Source organism: uncultured Friedmanniella sp., from assembly GCF_964244285.1.
In the GTDB taxonomy this organism is placed as follows: Bacteria; Actinomycetota; Actinomycetes; order Propionibacteriales; family Propionibacteriaceae; genus Microlunatus.
This window is the reverse complement of sequence record NZ_CAXTHT010000007.1, coordinates 157,218-173,172: the sequence shown is the minus strand read 5'-3', so window position 1 is coordinate 173,172 and position 15,955 is coordinate 157,218. Positions and strand designations below refer to the sequence as shown.

At 71.9% G+C, this 15,955-nt stretch carries 16 protein-coding genes and 1 pseudogene; 12 read left to right on the top strand and 5 right to left on the bottom strand.

The genetic code is table 11. From position 1 onward, the window contains the following. The 7 genes and pseudogenes from ACFE7W_RS16680 to ACFE7W_RS16650 form a co-directional block, all read left to right on the top strand. Nucleotides 1-661 (top strand): annotated as a pseudogene (locus ACFE7W_RS16680) (cell division protein FtsH); the annotation flags it as partial. A 23-nt stretch (nt 662-684) separates the two neighbouring features. After that, on the top strand, nt 685-1,275 hold the full coding sequence (gene folE / locus ACFE7W_RS16675) for a GTP cyclohydrolase I FolE (protein WP_375425951.1): 591 nt from the start codon (nt 685-687) through the stop codon (nt 1,273-1,275). Nucleotides 1,276-1,366: 91 nt separating this feature from the next. After that, complete coding sequence (gene folP / locus ACFE7W_RS16670) at nt 1,367-2,188, top strand: dihydropteroate synthase (RefSeq protein ID WP_375425950.1); 822 nt, start codon at nt 1,367-1,369, stop codon at nt 2,186-2,188. 60 nt (nt 2,189-2,248) lie between these two features. Next, on the top strand, nt 2,249-2,623 hold the full coding sequence (folB, locus tag ACFE7W_RS16665) for a dihydroneopterin aldolase (RefSeq protein WP_375425936.1): 375 nt from the start codon (nt 2,249-2,251) through the stop codon (nt 2,621-2,623). Further along, nucleotides 2,610-3,173 carry a 2-amino-4-hydroxy-6-hydroxymethyldihydropteridine diphosphokinase gene (folK, locus tag ACFE7W_RS16660; protein ID WP_375425935.1) on the top strand — a complete coding sequence of 188 codons (564 nt, stop codon included), beginning with the start codon at nt 2,610-2,612 and terminating at the stop codon, nt 3,171-3,173. The genes folB and folK overlap by 14 nt, the downstream gene beginning before the upstream one ends. A gap of 6 nt (nt 3,174-3,179) precedes the next feature. Beyond that, nucleotides 3,180-3,680, top strand: coding sequence for a DUF3180 domain-containing protein (locus tag ACFE7W_RS16655; protein ID WP_375425934.1), 501 nt, complete (start codon nt 3,180-3,182; stop codon nt 3,678-3,680). 175 nt (nt 3,681-3,855) lie between these two features. Next, entirely contained in the window at nt 3,856-4,419 is a 564-nt protein-coding gene (locus ACFE7W_RS16650; RefSeq protein ID WP_375425933.1) for a hypothetical protein, read from the top strand. 69 nt (nt 4,420-4,488) lie between these two features. Here the strand turns inward: ACFE7W_RS16650 and ACFE7W_RS16645 are convergent, their stop codons facing one another. Beyond that, the gene (locus tag ACFE7W_RS16645) at nt 4,489-5,640 is read right to left on the bottom strand and encodes an NADH-quinone oxidoreductase subunit D (protein ID WP_375425932.1); all 1,152 of its coding nucleotides are present in this window, start codon (nt 5,638-5,640) and stop codon (nt 4,489-4,491) included. Between the two features lie 4 nt (nt 5,641-5,644). Next, nucleotides 5,645-6,613, bottom strand: coding sequence for a hypothetical protein (locus tag ACFE7W_RS16640; RefSeq protein WP_375425931.1), 969 nt, complete (start codon nt 6,611-6,613; stop codon nt 5,645-5,647). A gap of 157 nt (nt 6,614-6,770) precedes the next feature. Here ACFE7W_RS16640 and ACFE7W_RS16635 point away from each other — a divergent pair, with 157 nt between their 5' ends. The 4 genes from ACFE7W_RS16635 to ACFE7W_RS16620 all read left to right on the top strand — a co-directional run bounded on the left by ACFE7W_RS16635 (nt 6,771) and on the right by ACFE7W_RS16620 (nt 11,568). Beyond that, the gene (locus tag ACFE7W_RS16635; RefSeq protein ID WP_375425930.1) at nt 6,771-7,106 is read left to right on the top strand and encodes an Lsr2 family protein; all 336 of its coding nucleotides are present in this window, start codon (nt 6,771-6,773) and stop codon (nt 7,104-7,106) included. Nucleotides 7,107-7,398: 292 nt separating this feature from the next. Beyond that, the gene (locus ACFE7W_RS16630; protein WP_375425929.1) at nt 7,399-9,933 is read left to right on the top strand and encodes an ATP-dependent Clp protease ATP-binding subunit; all 2,535 of its coding nucleotides are present in this window, start codon (nt 7,399-7,401) and stop codon (nt 9,931-9,933) included. Between the two features lie 123 nt (nt 9,934-10,056). Next, entirely contained in the window at nt 10,057-10,647 is a 591-nt protein-coding gene (locus ACFE7W_RS16625) for a hypothetical protein (protein ID WP_375425928.1), read from the top strand. Between the two features lie 63 nt (nt 10,648-10,710). Then, complete coding sequence (locus ACFE7W_RS16620; RefSeq protein WP_375425927.1) at nt 10,711-11,568, top strand: DMT family transporter; 858 nt, start codon at nt 10,711-10,713, stop codon at nt 11,566-11,568. A 58-nt stretch (nt 11,569-11,626) separates the two neighbouring features. On the opposite strand, the gene ACFE7W_RS16615 is transcribed toward ACFE7W_RS16620, so the two are convergent. Further along, the gene (locus tag ACFE7W_RS16615) at nt 11,627-12,466 is read right to left on the bottom strand and encodes an A/G-specific adenine glycosylase (RefSeq protein ID WP_375425926.1); all 840 of its coding nucleotides are present in this window, start codon (nt 12,464-12,466) and stop codon (nt 11,627-11,629) included. An 83-nt stretch (nt 12,467-12,549) separates the two neighbouring features. On the opposite strand from ACFE7W_RS16615, the gene ACFE7W_RS16610 reads away from it, so the two are divergent. Continuing rightward, nucleotides 12,550-13,281 carry a hypothetical protein gene (locus tag ACFE7W_RS16610; protein ID WP_375425925.1) on the top strand — a complete coding sequence of 244 codons (732 nt, stop codon included), beginning with the start codon at nt 12,550-12,552 and terminating at the stop codon, nt 13,279-13,281. Between the two features lie 5 nt (nt 13,282-13,286). Here the strand turns inward: ACFE7W_RS16610 and disA are convergent, their stop codons facing one another. Both disA and radA read right to left on the bottom strand, forming a co-directional pair. After that, complete coding sequence (disA, locus tag ACFE7W_RS16605) at nt 13,287-14,351, bottom strand: DNA integrity scanning diadenylate cyclase DisA (RefSeq protein ID WP_375425949.1); 1,065 nt, start codon at nt 14,349-14,351, stop codon at nt 13,287-13,289. 147 nt (nt 14,352-14,498) lie between these two features. Beyond that, complete coding sequence (radA, locus tag ACFE7W_RS16600) at nt 14,499-15,908, bottom strand: DNA repair protein RadA (RefSeq protein WP_375425924.1); 1,410 nt, start codon at nt 15,906-15,908, stop codon at nt 14,499-14,501. Between the last annotated feature and the right edge of the window lie 47 nt (nt 15,909-15,955).

Below are 15,955 nucleotides of genomic sequence, written 5' to 3'. Positions count from 1 at the left end.
CCACGACCCGACCACCGGAGCCAGCAACGACATCGAGAAGGCCACGAACGTGGCCCGCGCGATGGTCACCCAGTACGGCATGACCGACCGGCTCGGCGCGATCAAGCTGGGTTCCGGTGAGTCCGAGCCCTTCATGGGCCGCGACATGGGTCACGGCCGCGAGTACTCCGAGGAGGTGGCGGCGGTGGTCGACGAGGAGGTCTCCAAGCTGATCAGCACCGCCCACCAGGAGGCGTTCGACATCCTGACCGCGAACCGGGATGTCCTGGACGACCTGGTTCGGGCCCTGTTCGAGCGCGAGACGCTGGACCGCGCCGAGGTGGCGGAGGTCTTCCAGCCGTTGCGGCTCTGGCCGAAGCGTCCGGCCTGGACCGGCTCCGACTCCCGGGTGCCCTCGACCGTGCCGCCCGTGATGCCGCCGCCCTCGCTCAACGGGAACGGCCACAGCCCCAACGGCCAGCTCACCCCGGGGTCCAACGGCCACGGCAACAACGGCCACGGCGCCCACGGTCAGGGCGTCCCCGTGGGCGGCCAGGGTGGTCCGGGGGCCGAGATGCCCCCGGGCGGAGCGCCGCTGCCTCCCGGACACACCGGCATCCCGCCGCAGCTGCCCGGCCCGAGCGGTGACAGCCTGCCCCCCCGCGGACCCGACTTCCGTTGAGCCGAACGCCGGACCTGGAGTCCGTGACGCCGCAGGCCGCTGACGGGTCGCCGCCCTTCGACCACGACCGGATCGCGGCGGCCGTCCGGGAGATCCTGGTCGGGATCGGTGAGGACCCCGACCGCGACGGCCTGGTCGAGACGCCGCAGCGGGTGGCGCGGGCGTACGCGGAGATGTTCGCCGGCCTGCGTCAGGACCCGGAGACGGTGCTGGCCACCCGCTTCGACCTCGGCCACGACGAGTTGGTCCTGGTCAAGGACATCGAGGTCTGGAGCTGCTGCGAGCACCACCTGGTGCCCTTCACCGGGGTCGCCCACGTCGGCTACATCCCGGCGGCGGACGGTCGGATCACCGGCCTGAGCAAGCTCGCGCGGCTCGTTGACGTGTACGCCAAGCGGCCCCAGGTGCAGGAACGGCTCACCACCCAGGTGGCCGATGCGCTGGAGCGCCTGCTGCAGCCGCGCGGGGTGATGGTGGTCTTCGAGTGCGAACACCTCTGCATGACCATGCGCGGGGTCCGCAAGCCCGGCTCGAAGACGGTGACCAGCGCCGTCCGCGGCCTGCTCCGCAACCCCGCCACCCGGGCTGAGGTCCTGACCCTGATGAAGGGCTGAAGGTCTGGTCGTGAGGACGAGGACGGTCGAGGTCGATCCGCTCTAGTCTGGGCCGGTGAGCACGTCGGGGCAGGTGCAGGGGCTGCCCCCGATGGGCCGGACCCGGGTCATGGGCGTGGTCAACGTCACCCCCGACTCCTTCTCCGACGGTGGGCGCTGGTTCGACCCCGAGGCGGCGGTGGCCCACGGTCTGGAGCTGCTGGCGGAGGGCGCCGACATCGTCGACGTGGGCGGTGAGTCCACCCGTCCAGGGGCCGAGCGGCCGGACACCGCCGAGGAGCTCCGCCGGGTGCTGCCTGTCGTGGCCGAGCTCGCGGCGACCGGGGCAGTGGTCAGCATCGACACGATGCGCGCCGAGGTCGCGGCCGAGGCCGTCGCGGCGGGAGCCCGGCTGGTCAACGACGTCTCCGGCGGTCTGGCCGAGGCCGAGATGCTGAGCACGGTGGCCGACCTCGGCGTCGCGTACGTCTGCATGCACTGGCGCGGGCACTCGACGGTGATGGAGCAGCGCACGGTCTACGCCGACGTGGTGACCGACGTGGTGCACGAGCTCCGGGAGCGGATCGACCGGGCCCGGACGGCGGGGGTCGAGCGCGACCAGCTGGTCGTCGACGTCGGGTTCGGCTTCGCCAAGACGGGCGAGCACAACTGGGAGCTGCTGCGGCGGATGGACGAGCTGGAGGTGCTCGGGGTCCCGCTCCTGGCCGGCGTCTCGCGCAAGCGGTTCCTGGGCTCCCTGCTCGCCGACCGCGACGGTGAGCCGCGTCCACCGGTCGGCCGCGACGACGCCACGACCGCGCTGACCACCCTGCTGGCCTGGCGGGACGTGTGGGGGGTCCGGGTGCACTCGGTCCGCGCCAGCCGGGACGCCGTGGCCGTGGTGCAGCGGCTGCGGGACCGTCCCTCGGACTGACTCCTCGGCGTCGTGGTTCGGTCACGATGGTCGGATATGGTCTCGGCGGAGGAGGTGGGGATGACTCGAGACCAGATCGCGCTGCGCGGACTCGTCGGCTTCGGCCGGCACGGGGTCTTCGACTTCGAGCGCGAGCAGGGGCAGCAGTTCGTGGTGGACGTGGTCTGCCACCTGGACCTCGCCCCCGCCGCCACCACCGACGACCTCGCCCTGACCGTCGACTACGGCGCCCTGGCCACCGACGTGGTCGCCGACATCGAGCGTGACCCCCTCCAGCTGATCGAGGCTCTCGCCGACCGGATCGCCCGGACCTGTCTGAGCCGCGCGGGCGTCGAGAGGGTCGACGTCACCGTGCACAAGCCCGGCGCCCCCCTGACGGTCGGCTTTGCCGACGTCGCCGTCAGCCTGACAAGGAGCAAGCATGACCAGTCCTAACCCGCACGCCATCGACACCGACACCCTCAGCGGCATGAAGCCACTGCGCAAGGTCGTGTACTCCATCGGCTCGAACCTCGGCGACCGGCTGGGCCACCTGCAGGGCGCGGTCGACGCCCTGAGCGACACCCCCGACGTGATTGTGGTGGACGTCTCGTCGGTGTACGAGACCGAGCCGGTCGGGGGCCCCGAGGACAGCCCTGCGTTCCTGAACCTGGTGCTCGTGGCCGAGACGACGCTCGAGCCGCGGACGCTGCTCGAGCGGGCGCAGGCGATCGAGGACGCCTTCGGACGGGACCGCAGCGGCGGCCGCTGGGCCCCCCGCACCCTGGACGTCGACCTGATCGTGGTGGGGCACGTCGAGCTCGACCAGGCCGACCTCAAGCTGCCGCACCCGCTGGCGGGCGAGCGGGGCTTCGTCCTGGTGCCCTGGGCCGAGATCGACGGGCACGCCAGCCTGCCGTCCGTCGGCCCGGTGAGCGACCTGGTGCGGCAGGTCGACACCTCCGGGGTCAGGCTGCGCGAGGACCTCGCCATCGAGAGCGACTGAGACCCCTTGGCCGAACAGCCCAGCGGCAGCGTCACCCAGACCCCGCTCCGCGCCCTGGTGGTGGCCGCCATCTTCGGTTGCCTGGCGGGGTGGCTGGTCGTGGTCGTGTCCAACGCCCTCGGCCTGGTGCCACCGCGAATCCCGTGGTCGGCGCCGATCGGGCTGCTGGTCTTCGCCGCCCTCGTCGGGGTCCTGGCCAGATCGACCCACCAGCGGATCCAGGTCCGGCGGGAGCGGATGGAGCCGCAGAGGGCGGTGGCTTTCCTCGTGCTGGGCAAGGCGTCCGCCCTGGCCGGTGCCCTCGTCGCGGGCGGCTACGTCGCCTTCGGGCTCCTCTTCGTGAACAACATCGACGCGGCTTCGCCCCGGGACCGGGTGATCAGGTCGGCCGTGGCCGTCGTCGCGGGCATCGCGCTCTGCCTTGCCGGGCTGCGGCTGGAGCGGGCGTGCAAGGTTCCGGGGGACGACGACGAGGACGAGCCACCCGGTCCCGCTCCGAGGCGCTGACCCTCCGCGCGGCGTCCCGCCCGACCGCCGCCGAGCGGATTACTGTGACGCCGTGACCGCTTCCGCTGCTTCTGCTGCTGCTGCCTCGACCCGGCGTCGACCCGCCCGCTCGGCCCGTCCGTCGCGACTGCGCCGAGCTTCCGAGGCTGCGCTCGGCGCGGGTACCGTGATCGCCGTGGCGGCCGCCTTGGGGCCCACCTGGGCGGCGCGGACCGGCGTCGGCATCGCGGTCGTCGCGGCCGTGCTGGCCTGCGTCTTCGCCTGGCGCGAGCTGTTCACCGCCGAGCGCACCCACGCTCAGACGATGCTGGTGACCTCGCAGCGGCACGGCGCGCAGCTACGCAACGAGCGCGAGCACAACGCCGGCGTCGTCGACACGCTCAGCGGCCGGGTGCGCGAGGTGACCGCAGTGGTCGACGGCCAGCGGGTGACGATCGCGGCCCTACGGCACGAGGTCTTCGCTCTGGAGGGCGACCGGACGACGCTTCGCGGCCAGCTCCAGCAGCGGGACAAGGTCATCTCCTGGCTACGCAGCACCGTCCGGTCCCAGGACGCCGAGATCACGACACTGCGGTCCCGGCTGCAGGCCGAGGAGGACGAGCGCGTCGCCGCCGAGGTGCACCAGCTGCCTCGCCGGGTCCGGGCCGAGTTCGCCGCGGTCGAGCAGGCCGACGTGACCGAGCTGCCGACCTTCGCCTCGGTGCTGCCGAACTACGAAGAGGACCGCCGGCTCGCCTGAGGCGCCCTCACCACCCTCCGTGAACGATTCTGACGGGACTACCCGTCAGGATCGTTCACGGGAGCACTCTCAGCGGTCGACGTCGCCGATGACGTAGCCGATCGAGGCCAGTGAGGCCTCCAAGGAGGTCACGGGGACGCCGACCAGGACTGACTCGAGGGCGGCGACGTTGCTGAACGACGGCGTCCGCAGCTTGAACCGCCACGGTGTCTTCTCCCCGCGCGAGACCACCCAGTAGCCGGCCAGGCCGAGCGGGGCCTCCAGGGCGAGGTAGCCCTCGCCCTCCGGCAGCTTCACGATCTTGCCGAGCGGCACCTCGACCGGCCCCATCAACCTCGCAAGCCGGTCCACGCACGCCTGCACCAGCCGCGCGCTCTCGCCGAGCTCGTGGGCCGTGGTGCGGAACCTGGCCGCCGCGTCCCCGGCGGTGTCGGAGGTGGGCGTGATCAGCTCGGCCAGCTCGTGGTAGACCAGCCGCGGAGTGGCCGGCCTGAGGTCGAGCGCGATGCCGCTCGCCCGGGCTGCCGGGCCACTCACCCCGTACGCCGCCGCCGTGTCCCGGCTGAGCACCGCCACGCCCGCGAGCCCGACCAGGCCCTCAGCGGCCTCGAGGGCCCGCCCGAGAGCGACCAGGTCGGCCATCAGCGCGTGCTCGTGGGCCAGCCAGCCCTCGTCCGCGTCGGCCGCGAGACCACCGATCCGCGCGACCATCGGGTGCACACGGTTGCCGGTCAGCCGCAACGTCTGCTCCCGCAGCCGCTCCCGCAGCGCCCGGACCTCCACCCGGGGGAGGGATCGGTCAGCGAGGAAGCCCAGCTGACCCAGGTGGCTCAGGATCCGGGTGTGCTCGGCCAGCAGCGTCCGCAGCCAGCGCGCGCGGACGGGCACCTCGAGGCCCAGCAGCTGCTCGCAGACCATCGCCACCCCCAGCTCGCCGAAGAACGGCGCCTGCCAGTCGTGCCGGTCGGCCAGCATGCCGATCTGCCGGTAGTCGCGGACCTCGAACAGCTTCTCCGCGCCGCGGTGCATGGCTCCGACCCGGACGGTCGCCGCCGTGACGACGTCGTCCTCGGTCCACAGCCCCAGCTCGAGCAGGCCGGCCGTGCTGGGGTGGTCCGCACCCAGGTCGAGCAGGACCGTCCCGGCCGGCGGGTCGGCGGCCGCGTCCGGCAGCATCCCTCGACCCAGTGAGCCGACGAGGACCCGGAGCGGTGCGCGCACCGGCTCAGGCTGTCACAGGGGTCGACGGGGTCACCTGCTGCAGCAGCCACCCGTGACTGCCCCAGTCGCGCCGGTTCACCAGGGCAGCCCGCCGGCTGCGGGCGGCCAGAGCCGCCAACCCGTGGTCGTGGCCCGGGTCGGGCCACAGCTCGGCCAGCACGTCCGCCTGGTCCCGCCGCCATACCGTCCGCGCCCCAGCCCGCTCACCGGCCTCGGCGACGGCGTCCAGGGCCACGGCGGCGGTCAGGTTGGCCCGACGATCTGGCCAGGCGGCCACCGGCAGGCCGGCTCGGAAGCCGGCCAGGGACCCTTGGGACGGACGTCCCGAGCGGTCGTGGCCGTAGTCGACCGCTAGGGTCAGGCCGCCGACCCGGTCCAGGCTGCGGACCAGAGCCGCCCAGGCCAGGTCACGGGAGCGGCCGACCTCGACCAGCTCGCCACCCGGCCACCAGCGGTCCACCCAGTCCTGGTCCTCTGACCGGAGGGGCGCCCCAGCTCTGCCGTCTGCCCGGAGCTCGCGGTGCCCGTCCGGGGTGCGGACCGCAACCGGGCACGGCAGGTCGTCCAACCACTCGGTGGCCACCACCAGCACCGGTCCGGCCAGACCCTCGACCAGCTCGGCCATCCCGCCGCTCGTCCACCCCGGCGCGGACACGTCCCAGCAGTCCTCGATCCAGTACACCCCCGCGGGCAGGGTCGGGGGTCGTGGCCGTAGGTCCACCCCCACCAGCCCCAGGCCGGCGTCCCGGCCGGCGAGCCCAGCCAGCAGGGCTCCGTCGCCCGCCCCCACGTCGACGACGGTGCCGGTCCCGGGGTACCGATCGAGCAGGGCGAGCAACGCCTCGGCGAGCTCGGGGCCGGCCATCGCCGCGGTCGAGAAGTGTTCTCCCGGGCTCGACCGGCGCCAGAAGCCGTTCGGGCCGGACGCCGTCCGTACCCACGCCTGCGACCACGATTGCGACCCCACTGCCATGTCCCCATCGTGCTGGTCGGGTCAATCGCGGACAAATGCGTCGCGTTAACACCCGATAGTTCCACAAACGCTCCGATCCTCGCCTGGTCATTCTCGGCAAAACCGTCCGTTTGGGGTAGCGTTGTCGCGACATCTATACCGCAGCAGTGGAGGAAGAATGGCCCAGCGAGTGCAGATCATCTTGGAGGACGATTACGATGGAGGCACGGCTGATGAGTCGGTCTCATTCGCTCTCGATGGTGTCGAGTACGAAATCGACCTCTCCGGAGGTAATGCGGCCAAGCTGCGTGATGAGCTGGCACCGTGGATCGGGCACGCGCGCAAGACCGGCGGTCGGCGCCGCCGCGCGGCCCCCGCCGGCGCCGCCAAGCCCGCCGGTTCCTCCAGCACGAGCGAGATCCGGTCGTGGGCGCTGGGCAACGGCTACGAGGTCAGCAGCCGCGGGCGCGTATCGGCTGAGGTGCGCGACGCCTACGAGCAGGCCCACGCCTGAGGCGTGCCCGACCCCGTCGGCGCGAGTGACGGTGCCGACGGTCGAGTTGCGCTCTGGGCGAACGGGGGCCGCCCGCCGGCCGCGGTCGGCTGCAGATCCCGCCCCCCCAGAGCGGAATCTCCGCTCCGTGAACAGGGTTGTTGCTGCAGCAGGGCTGCTGTTGCCTCGTTGACATCCGGACGTGCTTGACTCGAAGCCGGGTTCGGGGTCAGGCGGCCTACTACAGTGAACAGCGACGGCGTCGGACCCACCACAAGGGCGGGGACCGTGTCGCAGGCGAGGAGCAAACACCATGTTCGAGCGTTTCACCGATCGAGCCCGTCGTGTGGTGGTGCTGGCCCAAGAAGAAGCCCGCATGCTCAACCACAACTACATCGGCACCGAACACATCCTGCTGGGTCTGATCCACGAGGGTGAAGGTGTGGCGGCGAAGGCCCTCGAGTCGCTCGGTATTTCTCTCGAGGCAGTGCGGCAGAAGGTCGAGGAGATCATCGGCCATGGCCAGCAGTCTCCGAGCGGCCACATCCCCTTCACCCCGCGAGCGAAGAAAGTACTCGAGCTGAGTCTGCGGGAAGCGCTGCAGATCAACCATTCCTACATCGGTACCGAGCACATCCTGCTGGGCCTGATCCGTGAGGGCGAAGGCGTCGCCGCGCAGGTATTGGTCAAGCTGGGCGCCGACCTCAACCGGGTGCGTAACCAGGTCCTGCAATTGCTCAGCGGCTTCCAGGGCAAGGAGGCTGCCACCTCGGGTGCTCCCGAGCAGGGCAACACCCCCTCGTCCTCGATGGTGCTCGACCAGTTCGGTCGCAACCTGACGCAGGCGGCCCGGGAGAACAAGCTCGACCCGGTCATCGGACGTGAGAAGGAGATCGAGCGGGTGATGACCGTGCTCTCCCGCCGTACCAAGAACAACCCGGTGCTGATCGGAGAGCCGGGCGTGGGTAAGACGGCCGTGGTCGAGGGTCTGTCCCAGGCCATCGTCCGCGGCGACGTTCCCGAGACCCTGCGCGACAAGCAGATCTACACCCTCGACCTCGGCGCGCTGGTGGCCGGCAGCCGTTACCGCGGTGATTTCGAGGAGCGGCTGAAGAAGGTCCTCAAGGAGATCAAGACCCGCGGCGACGTCGTGCTGTTCATCGACGAGATCCACACCCTGGTGGGTGCCGGAGCCGCCGAGGGCGCGATCGACGCGGCGAGCATCCTCAAGCCGATGCTGGCCCGGGGTGAGCTGCAGACCATCGGCGCCACGACGCTCGACGAGTACCGCAAGTACGTCGAGAAGGACGCCGCCCTGGAGCGCCGCTTCCAGCCGATCCAGGTCGCCGAGCCGACGATCGCGCACACCATCGACATCCTGCGCGGGCTACGCGACCGCTACGAGGCGCACCACCGGATCACCATCACCGACCAGGCGCTGGTGGCCGCGGCCCAGATGGCCGACCGCTACATCTCCGACCGCTTCCTGCCCGACAAGGCGATCGACCTGATCGACGAGGCGGGTGCCCGGCTGCGGATCCGCCGGATGACGGCCCCGCCGGACCTGCGGGAGTTCGACGAGAAGGTCGCCGCCGTCCGGCTGGAGAAGGAAGCCGCGATCGACGCGCAGGATTTCGAGCGCGCCGCGGGTCTGCGCGACGACGAGAAGAAGCTGCTCACCGCCCGCGCCGAGCGTGAGGCGCAGTGGAAGTCCGGCGACCTCGACGTGGTGGCCGAGGTGGACGAGGAGATCATCGCCGAGGTGCTGTCCGCCAGCACCGGCATCCCGGTCTTCAAGCTCACCGAGGAGGAGTCAGCTCGCCTGCTCAACATGGAGGAGGAGCTGGGCAAGCGCTACATCGGCCAGTACGACGCCGTCCGCGCCCTGTCCCGCTCGATCCGGCGCACCCGCGCCGGCCTCAAGGACCCGCGGCGTCCCAGCGGCTCGTTCATCTTCGCCGGCCCGTCCGGCGTCGGGAAGACCGAGCTGACCAAGGCGCTGACCGAGTTCTTGTTCGGCGACCAGGACGCGCTCATCCAGCTGGACATGAGCGAGTACTCCGAGAAGCACACCGCTTCGCGGCTGTTCGGCTCGCCTCCCGGCTACGTCGGCTACGAGGAGGGCGGCCAGCTCACCGAGAAGGTGCGACGCAAGCCGTTCAGCGTCGTGCTGTTCGACGAGGTCGAGAAGGCGCACCCGGACATCTTCAACTCGCTGCTGCAGATCCTGGACGAGGGTCGGCTGACCGACGCCCAGGGCCGGGTGGTCGACTTCAAGAACACCGTCATCGTGATGACCACCAACCTGGGTACCCGCGACATCGCCAAGAGCGTGTCGCTCGGCTTCAGCGGCGGCGGTGCCACGGGCGGCTCGTACGAGAAGATGAAGGCCAAGGTGGCTGATGAGCTCAAGCAGCACTTCCGGCCCGAGTTCCTCAACCGCGTCGACGAGATCGTGGTCTTCCGCCAGCTGAGCCAGGAGGACATCGAGCGGATCGTCGACCTGATGGTGGCCCAGATCGAGCTGCGGCTGAAGGACCGGGACATGGGCATCGAGCTCACCCCGGCGGCCAAGACGCTGATCGCGCAGCGTGGCTTCGACCCGACGCTCGGAGCCCGGCCGCTACGCCGCGCGCTGCAGCGCGACATCGAGGACACGCTGGCGGAGAAGATCCTGTTCTCCGAGCTGCACGCCGGCCAGATCGTGGTCGTCGACGTCGCCGACCCGGGTTCGGAGGAGCCGTTCACCTTCACCGGTAACGACCGCTCCGCCGCTCCGGACGCGCCGCCGGTGGAGTTCGGCGGCATCATCGAGGGCTTCAGCGAGGAGCCGACCAGCACCGACTGACCGGGCCGGCACGCCCGGTCCGACCAGACAGCGGGTGCGATCGTGCGGGGACTCCCGTCACGATCGCACCCGCTGTGCTGTCGAACGGCTCCGCGACGGTCCTCCAGGTGCCAGGCTGACGCGGTGCACTCTCCTCGGACCGCCGTCGCGTTGCTGGCCCTGGTCGTCCTGGTGGTCTCGGCGTGCGGCGTGGCGCGCATCCCGCTCCCCGGTGGTGGGCCGGCGAAGCCGGTCGACATCCCCTCCGGCGTCGCTGACCAGCCCAGCCGGGCGGCGGAGCCTCCCGATCCGGACTTCCCGAAGCCCAGCGCGCCCTTCGCGGCGCACTTCACCGACCCGCTCTACCACGACGAGGGCGAGGAGCTCGCCCCGTTCGGCAGTGACGAGGGATCCGACACCCTCTACGGCTGGGTGGACCGGCGGCACGAGCTCAACCGGTGCACCACCCTGCGCTGGATGATCGAGCAGGACGATCCGGCGGGCGCACTCGACGACCCGGCGGACAACGGCCCCGACGTGGACGGCTTCGTGGTCGGCGCCGGCTTCGCCCTGATCCTGCTGACGGGACACATCGACACCGAGGGCAAGCAGTTGACGCTGGACGCGCTGCACCGGACCTACTCCTTCTATGCGGACTCGCGGCCGCGAGAGCCTGCGGTGATGATCCGCGACCTGGAGTCGTTCCCGGCGACCGACTGCACGGGCGGCGCCTGAGGTCCGCGGCGCCGGCGCCGAGACCCGGTCGAAGGCCGGCCGCAGATGCGGCAAGGTGGTGCGGTGCGTCTCCAACGGATCCCGGCCGTCTGGTTGGTGCTGACCGGGATCTTCACGGTGCAGTTCGGGGCCTCCATCGCGAAGGAGCTGTTCGACACCGTCCCACCCACCGCGATGGTCTGGCTGCGTCTGGTCACGTCCGCGATCGTCTTCCTGGCGGTCGGGCGGCCCCGGCTCCGGGGCCACTCCGGGACCGACTGGGTCATCGCGTTGGCCTTCGGGGTCTGCCTGATGGGCATGAACTGGGCGTTCTACCAGTCGTTCGCCCGGATCCCGCTCGGCTTGGCGGTGACCATCGAGTTCCTCGGCCCGCTGGCCGTGGCGACGATCGGCTCCCGACGGCCCCGTGACCTGCTCTGGGTGGCCCTCGCGGGCCTGGGCGTCGCCCTGCTCGGATTCTCCCGCACCCGGCTCGACCTGCTCGGTGTCCTCTTCGGTCTGGTGGCCGCTCTGGGCTGGGCCTGCTACATCCTGCTCAGCGCCCGGACGGGACAACGCTGGCCGGGCATCTCGGGCCTGGCCGTGGCCAGCCTGGTGGGCGCCGTCGGGCTGGCGCCACCGGCGGTCCTCGAGGCGGGCAGCGTCCTGCTGCAGCCGCGGGTCCTGCTGCTGGGCCTCGCGGTGGGGCTGCTCAGCTCGGTGGTGCCCTACAGCCTCGAGCTGATCGCGCTGCGCCGGATGCCGCCGCGGGTGTTCGGCATCCTGATGAGCCTCGAGCCGGCCGTCGGCGCGCTGGCCGCGCTGGTGCTGCTGGCCGAGCTGCTGAGCCCGCTGCAGTGGCTGGCTCTGGCCTGCGTGGTGCTCGCCAGCGTGGGGTCGGCACGCGCCTCACGGGAACCCGGGACTCCCGCTCCGCTCTAGTGGTCCCCGCCGGGCAGGGCAATGCCACCTCCCGGCTCGACGACGGCCAGGCCGTCGCTCAGCAGGCTCTGCAGACAGCGTTCGCGCTGGACCGGGTCGGCCCAGGCGTCGGCCAGCTCGTCGACGGGCACCGGTTGGTCGCTACCGCGGAGCACAGCGAGCAGAGCGCCCCGGCACTGCCGGTCGGTGCCGTGCCAGGCCTGGCCGCGGCGGGGCGGCCCGTCGTGCGCGGGGTAGCCGGCGGCCCGCCACGCGCACTGGTCGCGGACGGGACAGTCGGCGCAGCGCGGCGTCCGGGCCACGCAGACCAGGGCGCCCAGCTCCATCGCCGCGACCGCCCAGCGGGCCGCCCGCGCGGGCCCGTCGGGACGTAGCCGGCCGCGGCCGCGAGCTCGGCCACCGTGGGGCTCGGACCGGGCTGGGCCAGGCCGGCGTCGATCCGGGTCAGCACCCGGCGGACGTTGGTGTCCAGGACCAGCTCGCGACGGCCGTAGGCGAAGCTCGCGATCGCGGCCGCGGTGTAGGAGCCGACCCCGGGCAGGCTGAGCAGTGACTCACGGTCGGCGGGCACCTCACCGCCGAAGCGCTCGGTGATCGCGACGGCGGCGGCGTGCAGCCGGAGTGCGCGACGCGGGTAGCCCAGCCGCCCCCAGGCCCGTACCGCCTCACCCGGCGGCGCGTCGGCGAGCGCGGCGGGGGAGGGCCAGCGCTCGACCCAGGTCTGCCAGGGTCCGCGGACACGTTCGACGGGCGTCTGCTGCAGCATGAACTCGCTCACCATCACCTGCCAGGGCGTGGCTTCTGGCCGTCGCCACGGCAAGTCGCGGGCGTTCTCGCCGTACCAGTGCAGTAATCGCCGGACGACGGCGTGGCGCCGGGCGGCGGGGTCGGCGATCACGGCCGCCACCGTACCCGCGGCTGGCGTCCCCACGCACGGCGTGGCAGCCGGGCGCGAGGACGAAGGCTGCCTACGCTCGGCCCATGAGCGGTGTGCTGCACCCCGTGGGCCCCGAGCCCGAACAGACGTACTGGATCCGCCGCGCCCTCGTCCTGGGCAGCGCACTCCTGATGCTGGTCCTGCTGGTTACGCTGGTCGTCAACGCGACCAGCACCGGATCGGCCGCGTCGGCCGCCCCGCCGCCCGTGGTCGTCCCAGCCGGTGCCACGACCTCCGCCTCGCCCAGCCCGTCCGCCAGCGCCTCGGCCACGGCCTCGGCGAAGGCGTCCGCCAAGCCCTCGACGAAGGCGTCCGCCAAGACCTCGGCCAAGCCGAAAGCCTCAGCGTCCCCGTCGGCCAAGAAGACCGCCGCCAAGCCGGCTGCGCCCGTCGCCTGCGACCCCGACCAGCTGCGGACGACGCTCACCGGCAGCCGGCAGCTCGAGCCGAAGCAGCACGCCAGGTTCCGGCTCTCGCTGATCAACGCGTCCGGCGCGACCTGCCTGGTCAAGGTCACCCCCGACACCTTCAAGCTCACGATCTACTCCGGTCGTGACCGGATCTACAGCACGTCGGACTGCGCGACCGCGGTCAAGCCCGTGAGCAAGAAGCTGGCCGCCGAGGCCGACGTCGCGTGGTTGATGGCCTGGAACGGCCGCCGGTCGGCCAAGGGTTGTGAGAACCGGCCGGAGATCCCTCGGGCCGGCACCTACATCGCCACAGCCAAGCTGGACGGGGCGAAAGCGGTGACGATGCGGATCATCCTGCACGCCTGACCCAGTCAGCCCAGGCGGTCGCTGTAGGCGGCCTCCGCGAGGCGCACCAGGCCGTCGCGGATCACCCGCGCCCGGCTCTCGCCCACCCCGTCCACCTCCTGGAGCTCGGCGCTGCTGGCGGCGAAGAGGGCCTGTAGCGAGCCGAAGTGCTCGATCAGCCGAGGCGCAAGCCCGGGCGGCAGCCGGTTGATCTGGCCCACCTGCCGGTACCCACGCGCCGAGATCCTGCTGTCGAGGTGGACCTGGGTGGCGAAACCCATCGCCCGCGCCACGGTCAGCGGGTTCAGCAGCTCGTTGAGGTCGAGCTGAGCCAGCCCCGGGAAGCCGAAGCCCGGGTCGTCGTCGGGCCGGTAGTCGCGCTCCAGCAGCTCTCGCAGGTCGTCCAAGCCGGCGCTCAGCTCGTAGAGCTGGAGCGCGAGCAGCCGGCCGTCGGTGCCGAGCTCGACCACGTAGCCGTCCAGCTCGGCGTTCAGCCGGCGCACCATCTCCAGCCGCTGGACGACGAGCAAGACGTCGGCCACCGTGACCTGGTCCTGTACCTCGAGGGAGGAGAGGCGGGCCGTGACCTCGGTGACGCGGACCCGGTAGCGCTCCAGGGTCTGCAGGGCCTGGTTGGCCCGGGACAGGATCTGGTCGGACTGCTCGAAGACGTGCCGGGACGAGTCGAGGAACAGCGAGATCGTCGACATCGAGGCCGACACCGAGATCACCGGCAGGCCGGACTGGCGCGCCACCCGGTCCGCCGTCCGGTGCCGTGTCCCGGTCTCCACGGTGCCGATCGTCGGGTCAGGCATCAGCTGCACGCCGGCGCTGACGATGCGCATCGAGTCGGCGTCGATGATGATGGCGCCGTCCATCTTGGCCAGCTCACGCAGGGCGGTGGCGGTGTAGGGGACGTCGAGGGCGAAACCGCCGGTCGACACGGCGTTGACCACCGGGTTGCGCCCGAGCACCACCAGGGCTCCGGTCCGGCCACGGAGAATCCGTTCGAAGCCGTCCCGCAGCGGCGTGCCCGGCGCCATCCGCGCCAGGTGGTCCAGGAGTCCGGGTCGTAATTCCGTGCTCGCCATCACCGCTCTCCCCTCGCCGAGCGTCATCCTAGTAGTCCGTCGCGGCTGATTCTTGGGACGAGCGACGCCCAGGCACGCACCTCGCCGCGTTCTCCTCGTCGTGCTACCAGAGCCTCAGTGCCGCGCCCCCCGGACCCTCACCCGGGCTCAGGCTGGATCCTTCGGCTCACCGCTGCGGCCCGGGAGCACCCCGACCGCGTCGAGGGCCTGCTGCAACGTGCTGGCCGTGTGCACGAGCATGCCGTGCCGCACCGTCATGCCACGGGCCTGGATAGTGGCCGTCTCGGCCGGCACCACCGCCTCGGTGAAGCCCAGCCGCGCCGCCTCGGCGAGCCGGCGCTCCGTGCCGGGGACCTGTCGCAGCTCGCCCGCCAGCCCCACCTCTCCGAGCGCCACCAGCTTGGCCGTGACGACGTTGCCGCTGGCGGCGGAGGCGATGGCCACGGCGGCGGCGAGGTCGGCCGAAGGGTCGGCCACCTTCGCGCCCCCGACCGTGGAGACGTAGACGTCGCGGTCGTAGAGCTTGACCCGGCACCGCCGCTCGAGGACGGCGAGCACCATCGCCAGCCGGCCGGAGTCGACCCCGTGCATCGTCCGCCGCGCCTGCGGCAACGGGGACGGGGCCACCAGCGCCTGCAGCTCGGCCAGCAACGGCCGTCGGCCCTCCATCGTCACCGCGACGCAGGTGCCGGGGACCGGCTCCGCGTGACGGGAGGTGAACAGGCCCGAGGGGTCCGGCACCTCGACGATGCCGTGCTCGCCCATCTCGAAGCAGCCGACCTCGTCGGCCGGGCCGAAACGATTCTTGGTGGCCCGGACCATCCGGAAGCCGGAGTGCCGGTCGCCCTCGAACGCCAGCACCACGTCCACCAGATGCTCCAGCAGCCGGGGTCCGGCGATGGCGCCGTCCTTGGTCACGTGGCCCACGATGATCACGGCCATTCCGCGGCGCTTCGCCACCCGGACCAGGGCGCCGGTCACCTCACGCACCTGGGTGACCCCGCCGGGGGACCCGTCGGCCTCGGCGGTACCGATCGTCTGCACGGAGTCGAGCACCATCAGCGACGGCTCCACCTCCTCGATGTGGCCGAGGATCGTGCCCAGGTCGTTCTCGGCCGCCAGGTAGAGCTCGTCGGCGAGCGCGTTGGTGCGGCCAGCCCGCAGCCGCACCTGCGCCGCGGACTCCTCACCGGTCACGTAGAGCGTCCGGCGGCCGGCCTTGGCCCAGCGCGCGGCGACCTCGAGCAGCAGCGTCGACTTGCCGACGCCGGGCTCGCCGGCCAGCAGCAGCACCGCGCCGGGGACGACCCCCGCGCCGAGCACGCGGTCCAGCTCGCCGACGCCGGTGAGGGCCCGGGCGGCCGCCTCCGCGCTCACCTGGCCGATCGGGACGGCCTTGCTGACGGGTACCGACGACTTGACCGCGGTCAGCTTGGGCGCGCCCACCTCGACCACGCTGCCCCAGGTCTGGCACTCCCCGCAGCGGCCCACCCACTTCGCCGAGGACCAACCGCACTCGGTGCAGGTGTAAGCGGGGCGCGTCGCGGGCTTGGCCATGCACCGAACGCTATTCGAGCGCACTGACAATTCTTTCGCGACGGGCC

What these genes read in the sequence shown, in the direction of transcription:
- folP (WP_375425950.1), top strand. Translation starts at nt 1,367, where the DNA reads ATGGGCCGGACCCGGGTCATGGGCGTGGTCAACGTCACCCCCGACTCC.
- folB (WP_375425936.1), top strand. Translation starts at nt 2,249, where the DNA reads ATGACTCGAGACCAGATCGCGCTGCGCGGACTCGTCGGCTTCGGCCGG.
- folK (WP_375425935.1), top strand. Translation starts at nt 2,610, where the DNA reads ATGACCAGTCCTAACCCGCACGCCATCGACACCGACACCCTCAGCGGC.
- ACFE7W_RS16640 (WP_375425931.1), bottom strand. Translation starts at nt 6,613, where the DNA reads ATGGCAGTGGGGTCGCAATCGTGGTCGCAGGCGTGGGTACGGACGGCG.
- ACFE7W_RS16635 (WP_375425930.1), top strand. Translation starts at nt 6,771, where the DNA reads ATGGCCCAGCGAGTGCAGATCATCTTGGAGGACGATTACGATGGAGGC.
- ACFE7W_RS16630 (WP_375425929.1), top strand. Translation starts at nt 7,399, where the DNA reads ATGTTCGAGCGTTTCACCGATCGAGCCCGTCGTGTGGTGGTGCTGGCC.
- ACFE7W_RS16610 (WP_375425925.1), top strand. Translation starts at nt 12,550, where the DNA reads ATGAGCGGTGTGCTGCACCCCGTGGGCCCCGAGCCCGAACAGACGTAC.
- disA (WP_375425949.1), bottom strand. Translation starts at nt 14,351, where the DNA reads ATGGCGAGCACGGAATTACGACCCGGACTCCTGGACCACCTGGCGCGG.
- radA (WP_375425924.1), bottom strand. Translation starts at nt 15,908, where the DNA reads ATGGCCAAGCCCGCGACGCGCCCCGCTTACACCTGCACCGAGTGCGGT.